Consider the following 14,678-nt stretch of genomic DNA (forward strand, 5'->3'; position numbering starts at 1 on the left):
AGCTGCGGCGGTGCTGCGCTCCGGCGCCGGGGCGGACGGGCCGGCAGGCGGGTCTCTCTCGGTCGGGGGAGACCTCCCATCGGTCCGCTGGAAAAACCGATAGCACGCCCCGTCACCCACTCAGACGCTCGAGCCTGTCGAGCGGGTCTGAACCGGAAAGGAACGCAGAACTACATGGCTCCCAGGCTCAGCGTCATCGTCCCGATATACAACGTGGCGTACTACCTGCCCGCCTGCCTGAACTCGCTCGCCGTGCAGACCTTCCAGGACCTGGAAGTGATCATGGTGGACGACGGGTCGACCGACGAGTCCCACGAGATCGCGGCGGAGTTCGCGGCGAAGGACGACCGCTTCCGGCTCATCCGGAAGGAGAACGCCGGCCTGGGCGCCGCCCGTAACACCGGTCTGGACAGCCTGGCGCCGGAGGCCGAGTTCATCGCCTTCGTCGACAGCGACGACCTGATCCCGCCGGACGCCTACCGGCTGATGATCGAGACCCTCGACGAGACGGGCTCCTCCTTCGCCACGGGCAACGTGGAGCACATCAACTCCACCCGGATCTGGCAGTCCCCGATGCACCGCTTCCTCTCCCGGGGCGCGGTCAAGAAGACGCACGTCAGCCGGAAGCGCGCGCTGCTCACCGACCGGATCGCCTGCAACAAGGTCTTCCGCCGCGACTTCTGGGAGCAGCACGGGCTGCGCTTCCCCGAGGGCGTGCTGTACGAGGACACCCCGGTGATCGTCCCGGCGCAGTACCTCGCCGAGTCCGTCGACATCATCAGCGAGACCACGTACTACTGGCGTCTGCGCGAGGGCGAGGCCGCCCCGTCGATCACCCAGCGCCGCACCGAGCCGAAGGCCGCCCGCGACCGCGCCTCCGCGGTGGAGAGCGTCAGCCGCTTCCTCGCCGCGCGCACCGAGCCGGGTGCCGAGGAGCTGAAGCGCGAGTACGACCGGACCGTGCTCACCGGTGACCTGCGCATCTTCCTCAACGTGCTGCCCGACGGCGACGAGGAGTACCGCGCGGAGTTCATGACCGCGGCCAACAAGTTCCTCGACCAGATCGACCTGAAGACGGTCAAGACGCTGCCCACCGCGCTGCGCGTCAAGTGGCTGCTGGTCCGCAAGCACGCCCTGGCCGAGCTCCTGGCCTTCATCGAGGCCGAGCGGATCGGTGAGCCGGTCGAGCTCGACGGCTCCTTCCGCCGGTACGCGAAGTACCCGTTCCTGGAGTCCACGCAGCTGCCGAAGAAGGTCCTCCGGATGGACCAGGACCTGCAGCTGCGCTCGCCGCTGCGGGAGCTGGAGTGGCTGCCCGGCGGCAAGCTGCGGCTGGCCGGCCACGCCTGGATCGACCGGGTCGACCAGAGCGGCAAGCGGTCCGTGGTGAAGCTGCTCCAGCTGAAGAAGGACGGCACCCAGCGGCGGATGCTGATCCCGCTGAAGAACCTCCAGACCGAGGACGCCACCACGGCCGCCGGCTGGAAGAACCGCGGTCACAGCTTCGACTGGGCCGGCTGGGAGACCGAGATCGACCTGTCCCGCTTCCGCAAGGGCGGGCAGTGGCAGGAGGGTCTCTGGCACGTCGGCATGCGCGTGCTCTCCGGTGGTCTGGTGCGGTCCCGCTCGGTCCACTCGTACGGCTCCGACCACACCGCCTACCCGCAGCCGCACTGGCTCGACGAGACCCACCGGATCGTGCCGGAGCTGCGCCGCGCCGCGCTGAAGCTGCGCGTCGAGAAGGTGCCGTTCACGGTCACCGGCTTCGCGCCGGACGGGGACGCGATCGTCGTCGACGGTCTGCTGCGCGAGGCGGTCGCCCCGGGCGTCGAGGTCTCGCTGCGGATCATCAACCAGAGCAGCGGCGAGGCGTTCCTCGTCCCCGCCGAGATCGTGTCCGCCGCCGGTGACCGCACCGAGCTGCGGATCCGCGTCCCGCTGAAGGACGTGGCGCTGCTGCCGGAGCACCTGGAGACCGCCGACACGGCGGGCGCCGACCCGGCCAAGACCATGCGCCGCAACTGGAGCACCCAGCTCCAGCTCCAGCAGGGCGAGGAGAAGCCGCGCCGTCACCGGGTCGTGGTCCGGGACGGTCTGGCCGACCTCCAGGTGCGGCTCACCGACGCCTTCGGCGAGGACGCCCCGCTGAACGAGGTGGCGGTGCTCTCCGGCACCAACGGCTACCTGAAGTTCGCCGGCCGCCCGCTGCGCGCCAAGATCACCGGGATCGCGACCACCGACGGCACCTTCCTGATCCGCGGCACCGCGCCGGTGGACCTGGCCGACTACCAGCTGGTCGTCAGCGCCAAGAACCGCTTCGACGAGCGGACCGTGCCGCTGAGCCTCGCCGCGGACGGCACCTTCGAGGCGACCTTCCGCCCGTCGACGATGTCCGGCACCGGCGGCGGTCTGCCGCTGAAGGCCGGCCGCTGGGTCTTCCGCCTGGAGGCGGGGGAGGACGCGCCGGCGCTGCCGCTCGTCGTCGACCGGCTGGCCGTCACCCAGTTCCCGCTGGAGAGCACGTACAACGGGCGGGAGAACCGCCTGGAGGTCCACTGGCAGGACCACCCGCAGCTCAACTGCCTGCCGGACCTGTCCCCGCTGGAGCGCGGCGACAACCGTCAGTACCAGCTGCGCCAGGAGGTGTACGAGAAGGGCCGCGAGCTGCCGCTGCGCGACTCGGTGCTGTACATCAGCTACAACGGCAAGCAGTACTCGGACAGCCCGCGCGCCATCCACGAGGAGCTGCTGCGCCGGGGCGCGGACGTCGAGCACCTGTGGCTGGTCCGCGACGGCCAGGTCGAGCTGCCCGACACGGTGCAGGCGGTCCGTTTCCAGGGCCGTGAGTGGTACGAGGCGCTGGCCCGTTCGCGGTACATCATCACCAACGCCCACCTGCCGCACTGGATCCGCCGTCGCGCGGGCCAGGTGATCGTGCAGACCTGGCACGGCACGATGCTGAAGAAGATCGGCCTGGACATCGACGCGCCGAAGTTCGACCCGAACTACCACGAGCGTCTGGTCAAGGAAGCCGAGAGCTGGAACGTCCTGGTCTCGTCGAACCGCTTCTCCACCCCGATCCTCAAGCGGGCCATGGGCTACAACGGCCTGATCGCGGAGACGGGCTACCCGCGCAACGACTACCTGTACGCCGAGGACCGCGACGAGCGCGCGGCCGAGGTGAAGGCGAAGCTGGGCCTGCCCGCGGACAAGAAGGTCGTGCTGTACGCGCCGACCTGGCGCGACGACCTGTCGCACGCCCGCGGCCAGTTCAAGTTCGACCTGCGGGTGGACCTGGAGGACGCCCGCCGTCGCCTCGGTGACGACCACGTCTTCCTGATCCGTCGTCACTCGAACATCGTGGACAGCATCCCGGGCGCCGGGAACGGCTTCGTCTACGACGTCTCCGAGTACCCGGACATCGCGGACCTGTACCTGGCGGCCGACATCATGATCACGGACTACTCGTCGGTCATGTTCGACTACGCGCACCTGCGCCGCCCGATGCTGTTCTTCACGTACGACCTGGAGCACTACCGCGACCGTCTGCGGGGCTTCTACTTCGACTTCGAGAACGACGCGCCGGGCCCGCTGGTGGAGACCTCGGACGACCTGCTCACGGCGATCCGGGAGATCGACGAGGTGCAGGCCGCGTACCAGGAGAAGTACGACGAGTTCCACCACCAGTTCTGCGACCTGGACGACGGCCACGCGGCCGGCCGTGTCGCCGACCTGATGTTCAAGATCGCCGAGGAGGGCGCGCCGCTGTAGCGGTCGCCCCCCCCGGGGGTGGAAGTGGAGGAGCCCCGGTCCGCAGTGGCGGACCGGGGCTCCTTCGTGTGTGCCGCGCGGGCTACGTCCCGTCGGTCACTTCTTGTCGATGATCTTCAGGGAGAGCTGTCCGTTGCTGGAGAAGTACGGGCGCAGCTCGTGCCGGGCGCCGGCGACGGCGGTCGGCACCGACGCGAGGCGGTTGCGCCAGCCGCTCTTCGGCTTGGTGTCGACGGAGGCCGGGACGGGGGCGCCGGACGTCTTCACCACCGGGTACGGGAAGGTGAAGACGTCCATCGGGACGAGCACGTCGGTGGCGAGCTTGCAGACGCGGATCCGGGGCGAGTTCTGGTCGGGCAGCAGCCACAGGTCCCAGACGTCCTCGGCGCCGGGCTGGTGCAGGCGGGCCGCGGCGGCGTTGTCCAGGGAGGCGGTGAAGCGCCCGTCGGCGCCGGCCTTCACCGGGAAGGTGAAGTTCTTGTCGGCCTCCTTGCGGTGGACGGCCTCGATCACGCTGCCCTTGCCGGGCTGGACGCCCCAGGCCGCCGCCTCGACGACGATCGAGCTGGCGCCGGCCTTGATGGCCGCGACCTCGACGTGCTGGGCGCGGACCCGGCTCTGCACCCGGAGGGTGCCGTCGGTGTGGGTGTGCGGCAGCAGCAGGGAGAGCGCGGGGCCCTCGGTGCGGGGCAGCTTCAGCGAGAGGATCTGGAGGGTGTCGCAGCCGGCCGAGCGGAGCGGCAGGTCGTAGCCGGCGGCGCGGATCTGGAGCTCCCAGTCGCCCTCGACGAGCTTGCCGAGCGCGGGGACCAGCGCCTCGTCGCCGACGAAGGGGACGACGACCTCGTCGGCCTTCTTGCGGATGTCCTTGCAGACCAGCCGGGCGTCGCTGTCGGCGGGCAGCCCCTCGACCCGGACCCGGACGTCGCCCTGCGGGCTCACCACGGCGGCGGCCGTCCGGGGGATGGCCCGGCGGGCGCGCATGGTCTCGACGAGCTGCTCGAAGCGGGCGGCGGTCTCGGCCTCCTGGAAGCGGACCACGTTGGCCACCGCGGCGGCGGCCATCTTCCGGCGCAGGTCCTCGTCGGCGATCAGCTTCTCGATGTGCTCGGCGAGCGCTTCCTTGTCGCCGAGCGGGACGACGTAGCCGTCCTCGCCCTGCCTGATGATGTTGCGCGGGCCGTGCGGGGCGTCGTAGCAGACCGCCGGGAGGCCGGCCGCCATCGCCTCGACGGTGACGTTGCCGAACGCCTCCAGGTGGGACGGGAGGACGAAGATGGACGCCTTGGCGAACTCCGGGGTGACCGGGGTGGCCGGGCCCATCAGGAAGATCTGGTTGTTGCTGTCGGTCTCGTCGATCTTCTTGCGCAGGTTGGCGCGCTCGGGGCCGGAGCCGTAGATCCGCAGGCTCCAGTCCGGGTGGCGGGGCGCCACGGTGGAGAACGCCTCGATGAGGTCGCCGAAGCCCTTGTGCGGCTTGAGCAGGCCGGCCGTGACGACGATCTTGTTGTCGCCGGTGGACATCTGGCCCTGGTGGGCCGGGATGCAGTTCGGCATGGGGGAGAGCAGGTGGCTCACGGCGGGGACGACCCCGGCGATGGTCCGGCACTCGTCCGGCGTCGGCGCGGTGATCGCGTCCATCTTCGGGTACGCGTCCCGGAAGAGGGCGTCGCGGATGTGGCTGCCGTACCGCGCGGGCCGCGAGTGCTCCATCGCGACCTTGAGGAAGTCGCGGTCCGAGTAGGCCAGCATGATGGTGATCTTGGGGTTGTTGCTGACCACGACGTCGGCGTCGGTGGTGGCCAGGTACTCCATCAGCCGCTTCTCGGCCAGCCGGCCGATCCACGGCTTCTTGTCCGTGGGCTCGTTCGGGTAGATGTGCGGGAAGACCTCGAGCTGCGGGTCGTCGCCGTCGTACGTGTGGGAGTGCTTCCGGTAGTCGGAGAGCGCGATGGTCTTCACCCGGGGGTCCAGCGGGAAGAACGCCTGGTCGCGGTTGCGGCGGAGGGCGACCAGCTCGACCTCGTGGTGTTCCACGAGCGCCCCGGCCAGGTTGTGGATCGCGCTCACCACACCGCCGATGTGGCAGCGGTCCACCAGGAGGAAGGATATTTTCACGCCGAGCCTCGATGTCTGCGAAGAGGGGGGACCCCCGGGCGGGGGCTTGCGGCACGTGCGTCGAGCACGAGGTTGACGCACCTTAGGTTACGGGTCCTCGGCCCGGAAGCGGGGTGGGTCCGTCCGCACCCTACGGCGAACGGGCGGTATCCGCCCCGTAACGCCTTGGTCTCGTCCGGGCGAACGGGAAACCCGCCGACCGCCCCGCCACGTCGTTCTGGGCATGAACACGGAAAACCCGGGCTGCCTCACGGGAGTGGCGCGCGCCGTCGCCCTCGTCGTCGTCCTGCCCGTGCGGCTGGTCTGGGACGCGCTCGCCTGGTGCCTCCGGCAGCTCTGGCGCTGGATCCTCGCCCCGGTCTGCCGAGGTCTCGCCTGGCTGCTCCACCACCTCGTCGTCATTCCCCTCCGATGGCTGTGGGAGTGGGTCCTCGCCCCGATCGGCCGAGCCCTCGCCTGGCTGCTCCACCACCTCCTCGTCGTCCCCCTCCGATGGCTGTGGGAGTGGATCCTCGTCCCCGTCGCCAAGGCCCTCTGGTGGGTCGTCGACCTGCTCGTCGTCACCCCGCTCCGCTGGCTCTGGCGGTACGCGCTCGGCCCCGTCTGCCGCTTCGTCGGCGCGATCCTCGCCTGGGCCTGGCGGATCGCCGGCGAGATCTCCCGGGCTGTCGGCCGGGCGGTCCGCTGGGTGCTGTGGAACGCGGTCGGCCGGCCCCTCGCCTGGGTGTACCGGGCGATCCTCACCCCCGTCGGCCACTGGCTGCGCACCTGGGTGTGGGGACCCGTCGCCGCCGCCGGCCGCGCCGTCCGCGCCGCCGCCCGCGAGGTGCGCGCCGCCCTCTTCGGCGGCCCCCGCTGACCTGCCCGTCCGCGAACCCGGCGGGCCGCCGGGGAACCCGAGGTGGGCCGGGCGCGTACTCTGGGTAGTAAAGGAGACGTCCCCGGTGCGGCGCCCGCCCCCGAGATCTCCCCGCCCCCGGCGGGGGTGATCCGGGCAGGAGCCCACGGGACGCCCAAGAGCTTCCGGGCGGAGCGCCACCCGCGCCCGCCCCGCACCGAGGAGAAGAACCACTGGGCAAGCGACAGCCCGAAGGCCCGCCGCCCGCACCGGCGGTGCAGCGCATCCGTCTGCGCTACACCAAGCGCGGCCGCCTCCGGTTCACCAGCCACCGCGACTTCCAGCGCGCCTTCGAGCGCGCCCTGCGCCGCGCCGAGGTGCCCATGGCGTACTCGGCCGGCTTCACCCCGCACCCCAAGGTGTCGTACGCCAACGCCGCCCCCACGGGTACGGGCTCCGAGGCCGAGTTTCTGGAGATCGCCCTCACCGAGCGCCGCGACCCGGAGACCCTGCGGGCCCTGCTCGACGAGTCCCTCCCGGCCGGCCTCGACATCACCGACGCCGTCGAGGCCCGCACCTCCGGCCTCGCCGACCGGCTCACCGCCTCCGTCTGGGAGCTCCGGCTCGACGGCGTCGCCGTCGACGACGCCCGCAAGGCCGCCGAAGCCTTCCTTGCCGCGGAGACGGTGGAGGTGCAGCGCAAGACCAAGAACGGCATCCGAACCTTCGACACCCGCTCCGCCGTCGTCGAGCTCGTCGCGGACCGTCCCCAGGGTGATAGGCCCGCCGACGATGCCTGTGCGATACTGCGGCTGGTCGTTCGGCACGTGACACCCGCCGTGCGACCCGACGACGTCCTGTCCGGTCTCCGAGCTGTGGCCGACCTGGCGCCGCCGGTCCCCGCAGCGGTGACCAGGCTGGCGCAGGGGCTCTTCGACGAGGAGTCCGGCACGGTGACCGACCCGCTCGCGCCCGACCGCGAGGCAGTCACGGCCGCAGCACCCACGGCCGCCGCGACCGCCCCGGCGACGGCGCCGGAGGCAGGCCCCGCGTAGGGGACGGAGTCGAGCGCAGCCCTGGCACTCGGGAGCCACCTGGGTCGGGCAGCGCACTGACCAGGAGACTTTCGCCAGGCCGTACGCATCGGGCGTACGGAACCGGCGAGCCAGACATTCAGCTCCCGTGCGGCGCCCGCGCCCCGGACGGCGGCACCGCGCACGAAGCGCGTCCGTGCCGCCCACCGGAATCCGACGCGGCGCCCGGGAGCGTGACGGGAGAACCGCCCGCATGCTCGAAGACACCAACGAGACCAACGAGACCAACAACGGCAACGCCCCCGGCGACAAGCTGCCGCCGCGCCGCCGGCGCCGCGCCGCCTCCCGGCCCGCCGGCCCGCCGGTGACCGCCGGCGAGACCGCCGAGGCCGCCGCGGAGATCGTGGAGCCCACCGTGGCCCCCGCCGCCGAGGCCCCGGCCGCCGAGCCGGAGGCCGCCCCGGCCCGCACCCGCCGCCGCGCGACCCGCAAGACGGCCGCCCCGGCCGCCGCGGACACCGCCGCGGCTCCGGCTGCGGCTCCGGTCGAGGAGCCCGCCGCCGAGGCCCCGGCCGCCGAGGCCGAGGCCGCTCCGGCCCGCACCCGTCGCCGCGCCACCCGCAAGGCCACCGCGCCCGTGACCTCCCCGGCCGCTGCCGAGGAGCCCGCCGCGACCGCCGAGCCCGAGGCCGCCGCCGAGATCCCGGCCGCCGAGCCGGAGGCCGCTCCGGCCCGCACCCGCCGCCGCGCGACCCGTCGCGCCAGCGCACCGGTCACCTCCCCGGCCCCGGCCGAGGAGCCCGCCGCCGAGGCCGCCGTGGAGGCCCCCGCCGCCGAGACCCCGGCCGCCGAGCCCGAGGCCGCCCCGGCCCGCACCCGCCGCCGCGCCACCCGCCGCACCGCCACCCCCGAGGTCACCCCGGACGTCGCGGCCGAGCTCGCCGCGCCGACCTCCGGCGAGTCGCTGCCCGAGGACACCGTCGAGGAGATCGCCTCCCACGGTGCCGACGTCGCCGCCGCCGAGGCCGCCGCCACCCGTGGCCGTGGCCGCCGCCGGGTCGTCAGCACGCCGCAGTTCACCTCCGAGCCGCCCACCGCCGAGGAGGCCCCGCGCCGCCGCCGCGTCGAGCGCCCGGCCGTCGCCGTCTTCCAGGCACCGGTCTTCGCCGAGCCGATGTTCCAGACGCCGGAGACCGCCGCCTTCGCCGCCGCCGCTGCCGCCGAGGTCGACGAGGAGGAGCCGGAGGAGGAGACCGTCGTCGAGACGGTCGAGGCCGTCGAGCCCGCCGAGCGCGCCGAGACCGGTTCGCGCCGCCGCCGTCGCCGCCGCGGCGAGCCCGTCGCCGTCGAGCCCGTCCCGACCACCGTCGCCGACGAGCCCGAGGTCGAGCACGTCGCCGACGAGGCCGAGGCGGAGGAGGCCGAGGAGGCGGAGGAGACCGACGAGTACGGCGACCGCCCGTCCCGCCGCCGCCGTCGCGGTGGCCGGCGCCGCCGTCGCGGCGAGTCCGCCGAGACGGAGGAGTCCGAGGAGACCGACGAGTCCGACGAGCTCCACGCCGAGGACGACACGGAGGCCGAGGAGGCGGAGGAGTCCGAGGACGAGTCCGGCTTCGCCGGCTCCAGCAGCTCCCGCCGCCGCCGTCGCCGTCGCCGCCGCAGCGGTGACGCCGCCGGCGAGGCCGAGGCCGCCGACGAGGACGGCGTCCGCACGGTCGTCAAGGTCCGCGAGCCCCGCCCGGCCCGCGAGAAGGCCGAGCCGTCCGACGAGGTCCAGTCCATCAAGGGCTCCACCCGCCTGGAGGCCAAGAAGCAGCGCCGCCGCGAGGGCCGCGAGCAGGGCCGCCGCCGCGTCCCGATCATCACCGAGGCCGAGTTCCTCGCCCGCCGCGAGGCCGTCGAGCGCGTCATGGTCGTCCGCCAGAACGGCGAGCGCACCCAGATCGGCGTCCTGGAAGACAACGTGCTCGTCGAGCACTACGTCAACAAGGAGCAGGCCACCTCGTACGTCGGCAACGTCTACCTGGGCAAGGTCCAGAACGTGCTGCCGTCCATGGAGGCCGCCTTCGTCGACATCGGCAAGGGCCGCAACGCCGTCCTGTACGCCGGCGAGGTCAACTTCGAGGCGCTCGGCATGGGCAACGGCCCGCGCCGCATCGAGTCCGCCCTCAAGTCCGGCCAGTCGGTCCTGGTGCAGGTCACCAAGGACCCGATCGGCCACAAGGGCGCCCGCCTCACCAGCCAGGTCTCCCTCCCGGGCCGCTACCTCGTGTACGTCCCCGAGGGCTCGATGACCGGCATCAGCCGCAAGCTCCCGGACACCGAGCGCGCCCGGCTGAAGACCATCCTCAAGAAGATCGTCCCCGAGGACGCGGGCGTCATCGTGCGCACCGCCGCCGAGGGCGCGAGCGAGGACGAGCTGCGCCGCGACGTCGAGCGCCTCCAGGCGCAGTGGGCCGACATCCAGAAGAAGGCGAGCCAGATCTCGACCTCCGCGCCGAGCCTGCTCTACGGCGAGCCGGACATGACCGTCCGCGTCGTCCGCGACATCTTCAACGAGGACTTCTCCAAGGTCATCGTGAGCGGCGACGACGCCTGGGAGACCATCCACGGCTACGTCTCGCACGTCGCCCCCGACCTGGCCGACCGCCTCCAGCGGTGGACCAGCGAGGTCGACGTCTTCGCCACCTACCGGATCGACGAGCAGCTGATGAAGGCGCTCGACCGGAAGGTCTGGCTGCCGTCCGGCGGCTCGCTGGTGATCGACAAGACCGAGGCGATGATCGTCGTCGACGTCAACACCGGCAAGTTCACCGGCCAGGGCGGCAACCTGGAGGAGACCGTCACCAGGAACAACCTGGAGGCGGCCGAGGAGATCGTCCGCCAGCTGCGGCTGCGCGACCTCGGCGGCATCGTCGTCATCGACTTCATCGACATGGTCCTGGAGTCCAACCGCGACCTGGTGCTCCGCCGCCTCCTGGAGTGCCTGGGCCGCGACCGGACCAAGCACCAGGTGGCCGAGGTCACCTCGCTCGGCCTGGTGCAGATGACCCGCAAGCGGGTCGGCCAGGGCCTCCTGGAGTCCTTCTCCGAGACCTGCGTCCACTGCAACGGCCGCGGTGTCATCGTCCACATGGAGCAGCCGGCCACGCACGGCGGCGGCGGTGGCGGCAAGCGCTCGAAGAAGCGCGGCCGCGGCGGCGACGAGCACGTGCACGAGCACGCCCACGAGACCGTCGAGGCCGAGGCCCCGGCGGAGACCGAGGCCGAGGTCGCGGCCGAGCTCGCCGCCCCGGTGGCCGTGCCGGTCCCGATCGCCCCGGACGAGGAGCTGTACGGCTCCGTCGCCGAGGCCGAGGCCGCCGCGACCCGCGGCCGTGGCCGCCGCCGCGTCACCCGCAAGGTGACCGCGCCGGTGGTCCCGACGCCGATCGCCGAGCCCGTCGTGGAGCCGGTCGCCGAGGCCGAGCCGGTCCCGGCCGCCGAGGCCCCGGTGGCCGAGCCGGTCGCAGAGGAGACGGTGGAGGCGGCGCCCGCGCCGCGTACCCGCCGCCGCGCCACCCGCCGGGCGACCTCGCCGGTCGTCTCGACGTCCGAGCCGGCCGCCGAGGCCGAGACGGTCGTCGCGGTCGCGGAGCCGGAGGCCGTACCGGCGCCGGAGCCGGTCGTGGAGGCCGCGCCCGAGCCGGTCGCCGAGCCGGCCGCCGAGCCCGCCGCCGAGGAGGCCCCCGTGGCCGCCGCGCCGCGCGCCCGCCGCCGGGTGGTCCGCAAGGCCACCGCCCCGGCTGGTGCCCCCGCCGGTGCCGAGGCCGCCGAGATCGTGGTGGCCACGGCCGCCCCGGCCGAGGCGCCCGAGCCGGCCGCGGAGGAGACCGAGGCCGCCCCGGCGGCCAAGAAGACCGCCCGGAAGACGGCGAAGAAGGCCACCGCCAAGAAGGCCGCCACCAAGAAGACGGCGGCCAAGAAGACGGCGGCGAAGAAGACCGCGGCCAAGAAGGCCCCGGCCAAGAAGACCGCGGCCCCGGCCCAGGACTGAGCCGGTTCCCGCCCCGGCGGACCCCTCCCGGGGGGTCCGCCGGGGCGGTCCGCACCCGCACGGGCGAATTTGACCCTCTGTGGCAGCCGCCCGTAACCTAGACCGTCGGCGTGTCTATGACGTGCCGCGCCTCTGAGCACCCCCCTCCCGCTCGCCGGGAGAGGCCGCTCGTCCGATCCGGATCGCCGTGGGCCCCAGGCCCGCGCGTGGGCGGCTGGCGTCAGAGGTCCCCATTACCGAGTGAGAGAGAGATCCGCGTGTACGCCATCGTGCGCAGCGGTGGTCGCCAGCACAAGGTTGCTGTCGGCGACATCGTTGAGGTTGACAAGATTTCCACCGCCAAGCCGGGCGACACGGTCGAGCTCTCGACCCTGCTCGTCGTCGACGGCGACGCCGTGACCAGCGACCCGTGGGTCCTGGCCGGCATCAAGGTCCAGGCCGAGGTCGTGGACCACACCAAGGGCGCCAAGATCGACATCCTGCGCTACAAGAACAAGACCGGCTACCGCCGTCGCCAGGGTCACCGTCAGCAGTACACGGCGATCAAGGTCACGTCCATCCCGACGGCCGCGAAGTAAAGAGGGACTGAGCAATGGCACACAAGAAGGGCGCATCGTCCACCCGGAACGGTCGCGATTCCAACGCCCAGCGGCTCGGCGTGAAGCGCTTCGGCGGTCAGGTCGTCAACGCGGGTGAGATCCTGGTCCGCCAGCGCGGCACCCACTTCCACCCGGGCTCGGGTGTCGGTCGCGGTGGCGACGACACGCTGTTCGCCCTGCAGGCCGGTTCGGTGCAGTTCGGCACCTTCCGTGGCCGCAAGGTCGTGAACATCGTCCCGGTCGCCTGATCGGACGCTTTGCGGAGGCGGACCTCACTTCCCGGCAGGGAAGAGGGTCCGCCTTTCGCGTGTTACTAGATAGACATTCCCGCACATAGCTTTCCCGTACTTCGCTCTTCTGGAGGCACAGAACCATGACCACCTTCGTGGACCGCGTCGAGCTGCACGTCGCCGCGGGTAACGGGGGCCACGGCTGCGCCTCCGTCCATCGCGAGAAGTTCAAGCCGCTCGGCGGCCCGGACGGCGGCAACGGCGGCCGCGGCGGTGACGTGAGCCTGGTCGTCGACCAGTCCGTCACCACGCTCCTCGAGTACCACCACTCGCCGCACCGCAAGGCCACCAACGGCAAGCCCGGCGAGGGCGGCAACCGCGCCGGCAAGGACGGCCAGGACCTCGTCCTGTACGTGCCCGACGGCACCGTCGTCCTGGACAAGAAGGGCAACGTCCTCGCGGACCTCGTCGGCCACGGCACGACGTACGTCGCCGCACAGGGCGGCCGCGGCGGCCTCGGCAACGCGGCGCTCTCCTCCGCCCGCCGCAAGGCCCCCGGCTTCGCGCTGCTCGGCGAGCCCGGCGACCTGCAGGACATCGTCCTGGAGCTCAAGACCGTCGCCGACGTGGCGCTCGTCGGCTACCCCAGCGCCGGCAAGTCCTCGCTGATCTCCGTCCTCTCGGCCGCCAAGCCGAAGATCGCGGACTACCCCTTCACGACCCTGGTCCCGAACCTCGGCGTGGTGACGGCCGGCTCGACCGTCTACACCATCGCCGACGTCCCCGGCCTCATCCCCGGCGCCAGCCAGGGCCGCGGCCTGGGCCTGGAGTTCCTGCGCCACGTCGAGCGCTGCTCGGTCCTCGTCCACGTCCTCGACACGGCGACGCTGGAGTCCGACCGCGACCCGGTGACCGACCTCGACGTCATCGAGGAGGAGCTGAAGCAGTACGGCGGCCTCGACGACCGTCCGCGCATCGTCGTCCTCAACAAGATCGACATCCCGGACGGCCAGGACCTCGCGGACATGATCCGCCCGGACCTGGAGGAGCGCGGCTACCGCGTCTTCGAGGTCTCCGCGGTCGCCCGCACCGGCCTGAAGGAGCTCTCCTTCGCCCTCGCCGAGATCGTCGCGCAGGCCCGCGCCGCGAAGCCGAAGGAGGAGGCGACCCGCATCGTCATCCGCCCGAAGGCCGTCGACGACGCCGGCTTCACCGTCACGTACGACGAGCAGGAGGACGTGTACCGGGTGCGCGGCGAGAAGCCGGAGCGCTGGGTCCGCCAGACCGACTTCAACAACGACGAGGCCGTCGGCTACCTCGCCGACCGGCTCAACCGCCTCGGCGTCGAGGACGAGCTGATGAAGGCCGGCGCCCGCGCCGGCGACGGCGTCGCCATCGGCTCCGAGGAGAACGCGGTCGTCTTCGACTGGGAGCCCACCCTCGTGGCCGGCGCGGAGATGCTCGGCCGCCGAGGCGAGGACCACCGTCTCGAAGCCCCGCGCCCGGCCGCCCAGCGCCGCCGCGACCGCGACGCGGCGCGCGACGACGCGGACCGCGAGTACGACGAGTTCAACCCGTTCTAGCGGGCGCCGCTCGCCCCGGTCGGCGGACGGAGTCCGGCGCAGCCGCCCGAAGCCTGTGAGGCCCGCAGGGGCCGAGCGATGACCGCGAGTACGACGAGTTCAACCCGTTCTGACGGGGGAGCGGGTCGCCCGTTCTGACGAGCTCGGGAACCCCCGGTGGCTTCGGCCGCCGGGGGTTTCGCCGTGTTCGGGACGGCGGGGCGGTCCCACTATCGGGTGAGATTCGCGCGGAGGGGCGCGTCGGCGCATCCGCCCGCGTGCGCTCCGGCTCACGCCTGGGCGGACCGCCTGCCGTCGGCGGCGGTCGTCCGCGTGGCGCGGTCGGCGGGACCGGCTCGGGCGGGGGCCCGGCCTTTATAACTCCGTCCCCGCCCCCAGGGGGGTTGGGCCGGCGGGGGGGGAGACCAAAGGCCCCGCCGTCCCGAACACGGCGAAACCCCCGGCGGCCGAAGCCACCGGGGGTTCCCGA

Annotated in this window: 8 protein-coding genes; 7 read left to right on the forward strand and 1 reads right to left on the reverse strand. The window is 72.7% G+C overall.

Annotated features, from left to right (window positions below; translation table 11 throughout):
• Nucleotides 1-174: 174 nt before the first annotated feature.
• Nucleotides 175-3,771 (forward strand): bifunctional glycosyltransferase/CDP-glycerol:glycerophosphate glycerophosphotransferase, encoded by a 3,597-nt coding sequence (locus tag IF73_RS0125300; RefSeq protein ID WP_031011960.1) that lies wholly within the window; start codon nucleotides 175-177, stop codon nucleotides 3,769-3,771.
• Between the two features lie 96 nt (nucleotides 3,772-3,867).
• Here IF73_RS0125300 and IF73_RS0125305 read toward each other — a convergent pair whose 3' ends face one another.
• A complete protein-coding gene (locus IF73_RS0125305; protein WP_051717287.1) occupies nucleotides 3,868-5,868 on the reverse strand; it encodes a glycosyltransferase in 2,001 nt (666 codons plus the stop codon).
• A gap of 244 nt (nucleotides 5,869-6,112) precedes the next feature.
• Here IF73_RS0125305 and IF73_RS0125310 point away from each other — a divergent pair, with 244 nt between their 5' ends.
• The 6 genes from IF73_RS0125310 (at nucleotide 6,113) to obgE (ending at nucleotide 14,209) form a co-directional block, all read left to right on the forward strand.
• Complete coding sequence (locus IF73_RS0125310; protein ID WP_158822142.1) at nucleotides 6,113-6,748, forward strand: hypothetical protein; 636 nt, start codon at nucleotides 6,113-6,115, stop codon at nucleotides 6,746-6,748.
• Nucleotides 6,749-7,002: 254 nt separating this feature from the next.
• Nucleotides 7,003-7,782 carry a TIGR03936 family radical SAM-associated protein gene (locus tag IF73_RS0125315; RefSeq protein ID WP_031011966.1) on the forward strand — a complete coding sequence of 260 codons (780 nt, stop codon included), beginning with the start codon at nucleotides 7,003-7,005 and terminating at the stop codon, nucleotides 7,780-7,782.
• A 232-nt stretch (nucleotides 7,783-8,014) separates the two neighbouring features.
• Nucleotides 8,015-11,797 carry an Rne/Rng family ribonuclease gene (locus IF73_RS0125320; protein ID WP_037880426.1) on the forward strand — a complete coding sequence of 1,261 codons (3,783 nt, stop codon included), beginning with the start codon at nucleotides 8,015-8,017 and terminating at the stop codon, nucleotides 11,795-11,797.
• A 257-nt stretch (nucleotides 11,798-12,054) separates the two neighbouring features.
• Nucleotides 12,055-12,375: a 50S ribosomal protein L21 gene (rplU, locus tag IF73_RS0125325; protein ID WP_030494089.1), complete on the forward strand. Its 321-nt coding sequence runs from the start codon at nucleotides 12,055-12,057 to the stop codon at nucleotides 12,373-12,375.
• A gap of 14 nt (nucleotides 12,376-12,389) precedes the next feature.
• Entirely contained in the window at nucleotides 12,390-12,644 is a 255-nt protein-coding gene (gene rpmA, locus IF73_RS0125330; protein WP_030494090.1) for a 50S ribosomal protein L27, read from the forward strand.
• Nucleotides 12,645-12,769: 125 nt separating this feature from the next.
• Nucleotides 12,770-14,209: a GTPase ObgE gene (gene obgE, locus IF73_RS0125335; protein ID WP_031011971.1), complete on the forward strand. Its 1,440-nt coding sequence runs from the start codon at nucleotides 12,770-12,772 to the stop codon at nucleotides 14,207-14,209.
• The last annotated feature ends 469 nt before the right edge of the window (nucleotides 14,210-14,678 follow it).

The organism is Streptomyces sp. NRRL F-5727, assembly GCF_000719555.1.
Classification (GTDB): domain Bacteria; phylum Actinomycetota; class Actinomycetes; order Streptomycetales; family Streptomycetaceae; genus Streptomyces.

Coding starts and splice junctions, on each gene's coding strand:
- IF73_RS0125310 (WP_158822142.1), top strand. CDS start 6,113: ATGAACACGGAAAACCCGGGCTGCCTCACGGGAGTGGCGCGCGCCGTC.
- IF73_RS0125300 (WP_031011960.1), top strand. CDS start 175: ATGGCTCCCAGGCTCAGCGTCATCGTCCCGATATACAACGTGGCGTAC.
- obgE (WP_031011971.1), top strand. CDS start 12,770: ATGACCACCTTCGTGGACCGCGTCGAGCTGCACGTCGCCGCGGGTAAC.
- IF73_RS0125320 (WP_037880426.1), top strand. CDS start 8,015: ATGCTCGAAGACACCAACGAGACCAACGAGACCAACAACGGCAACGCC.
- rpmA (WP_030494090.1), top strand. CDS start 12,390: ATGGCACACAAGAAGGGCGCATCGTCCACCCGGAACGGTCGCGATTCC.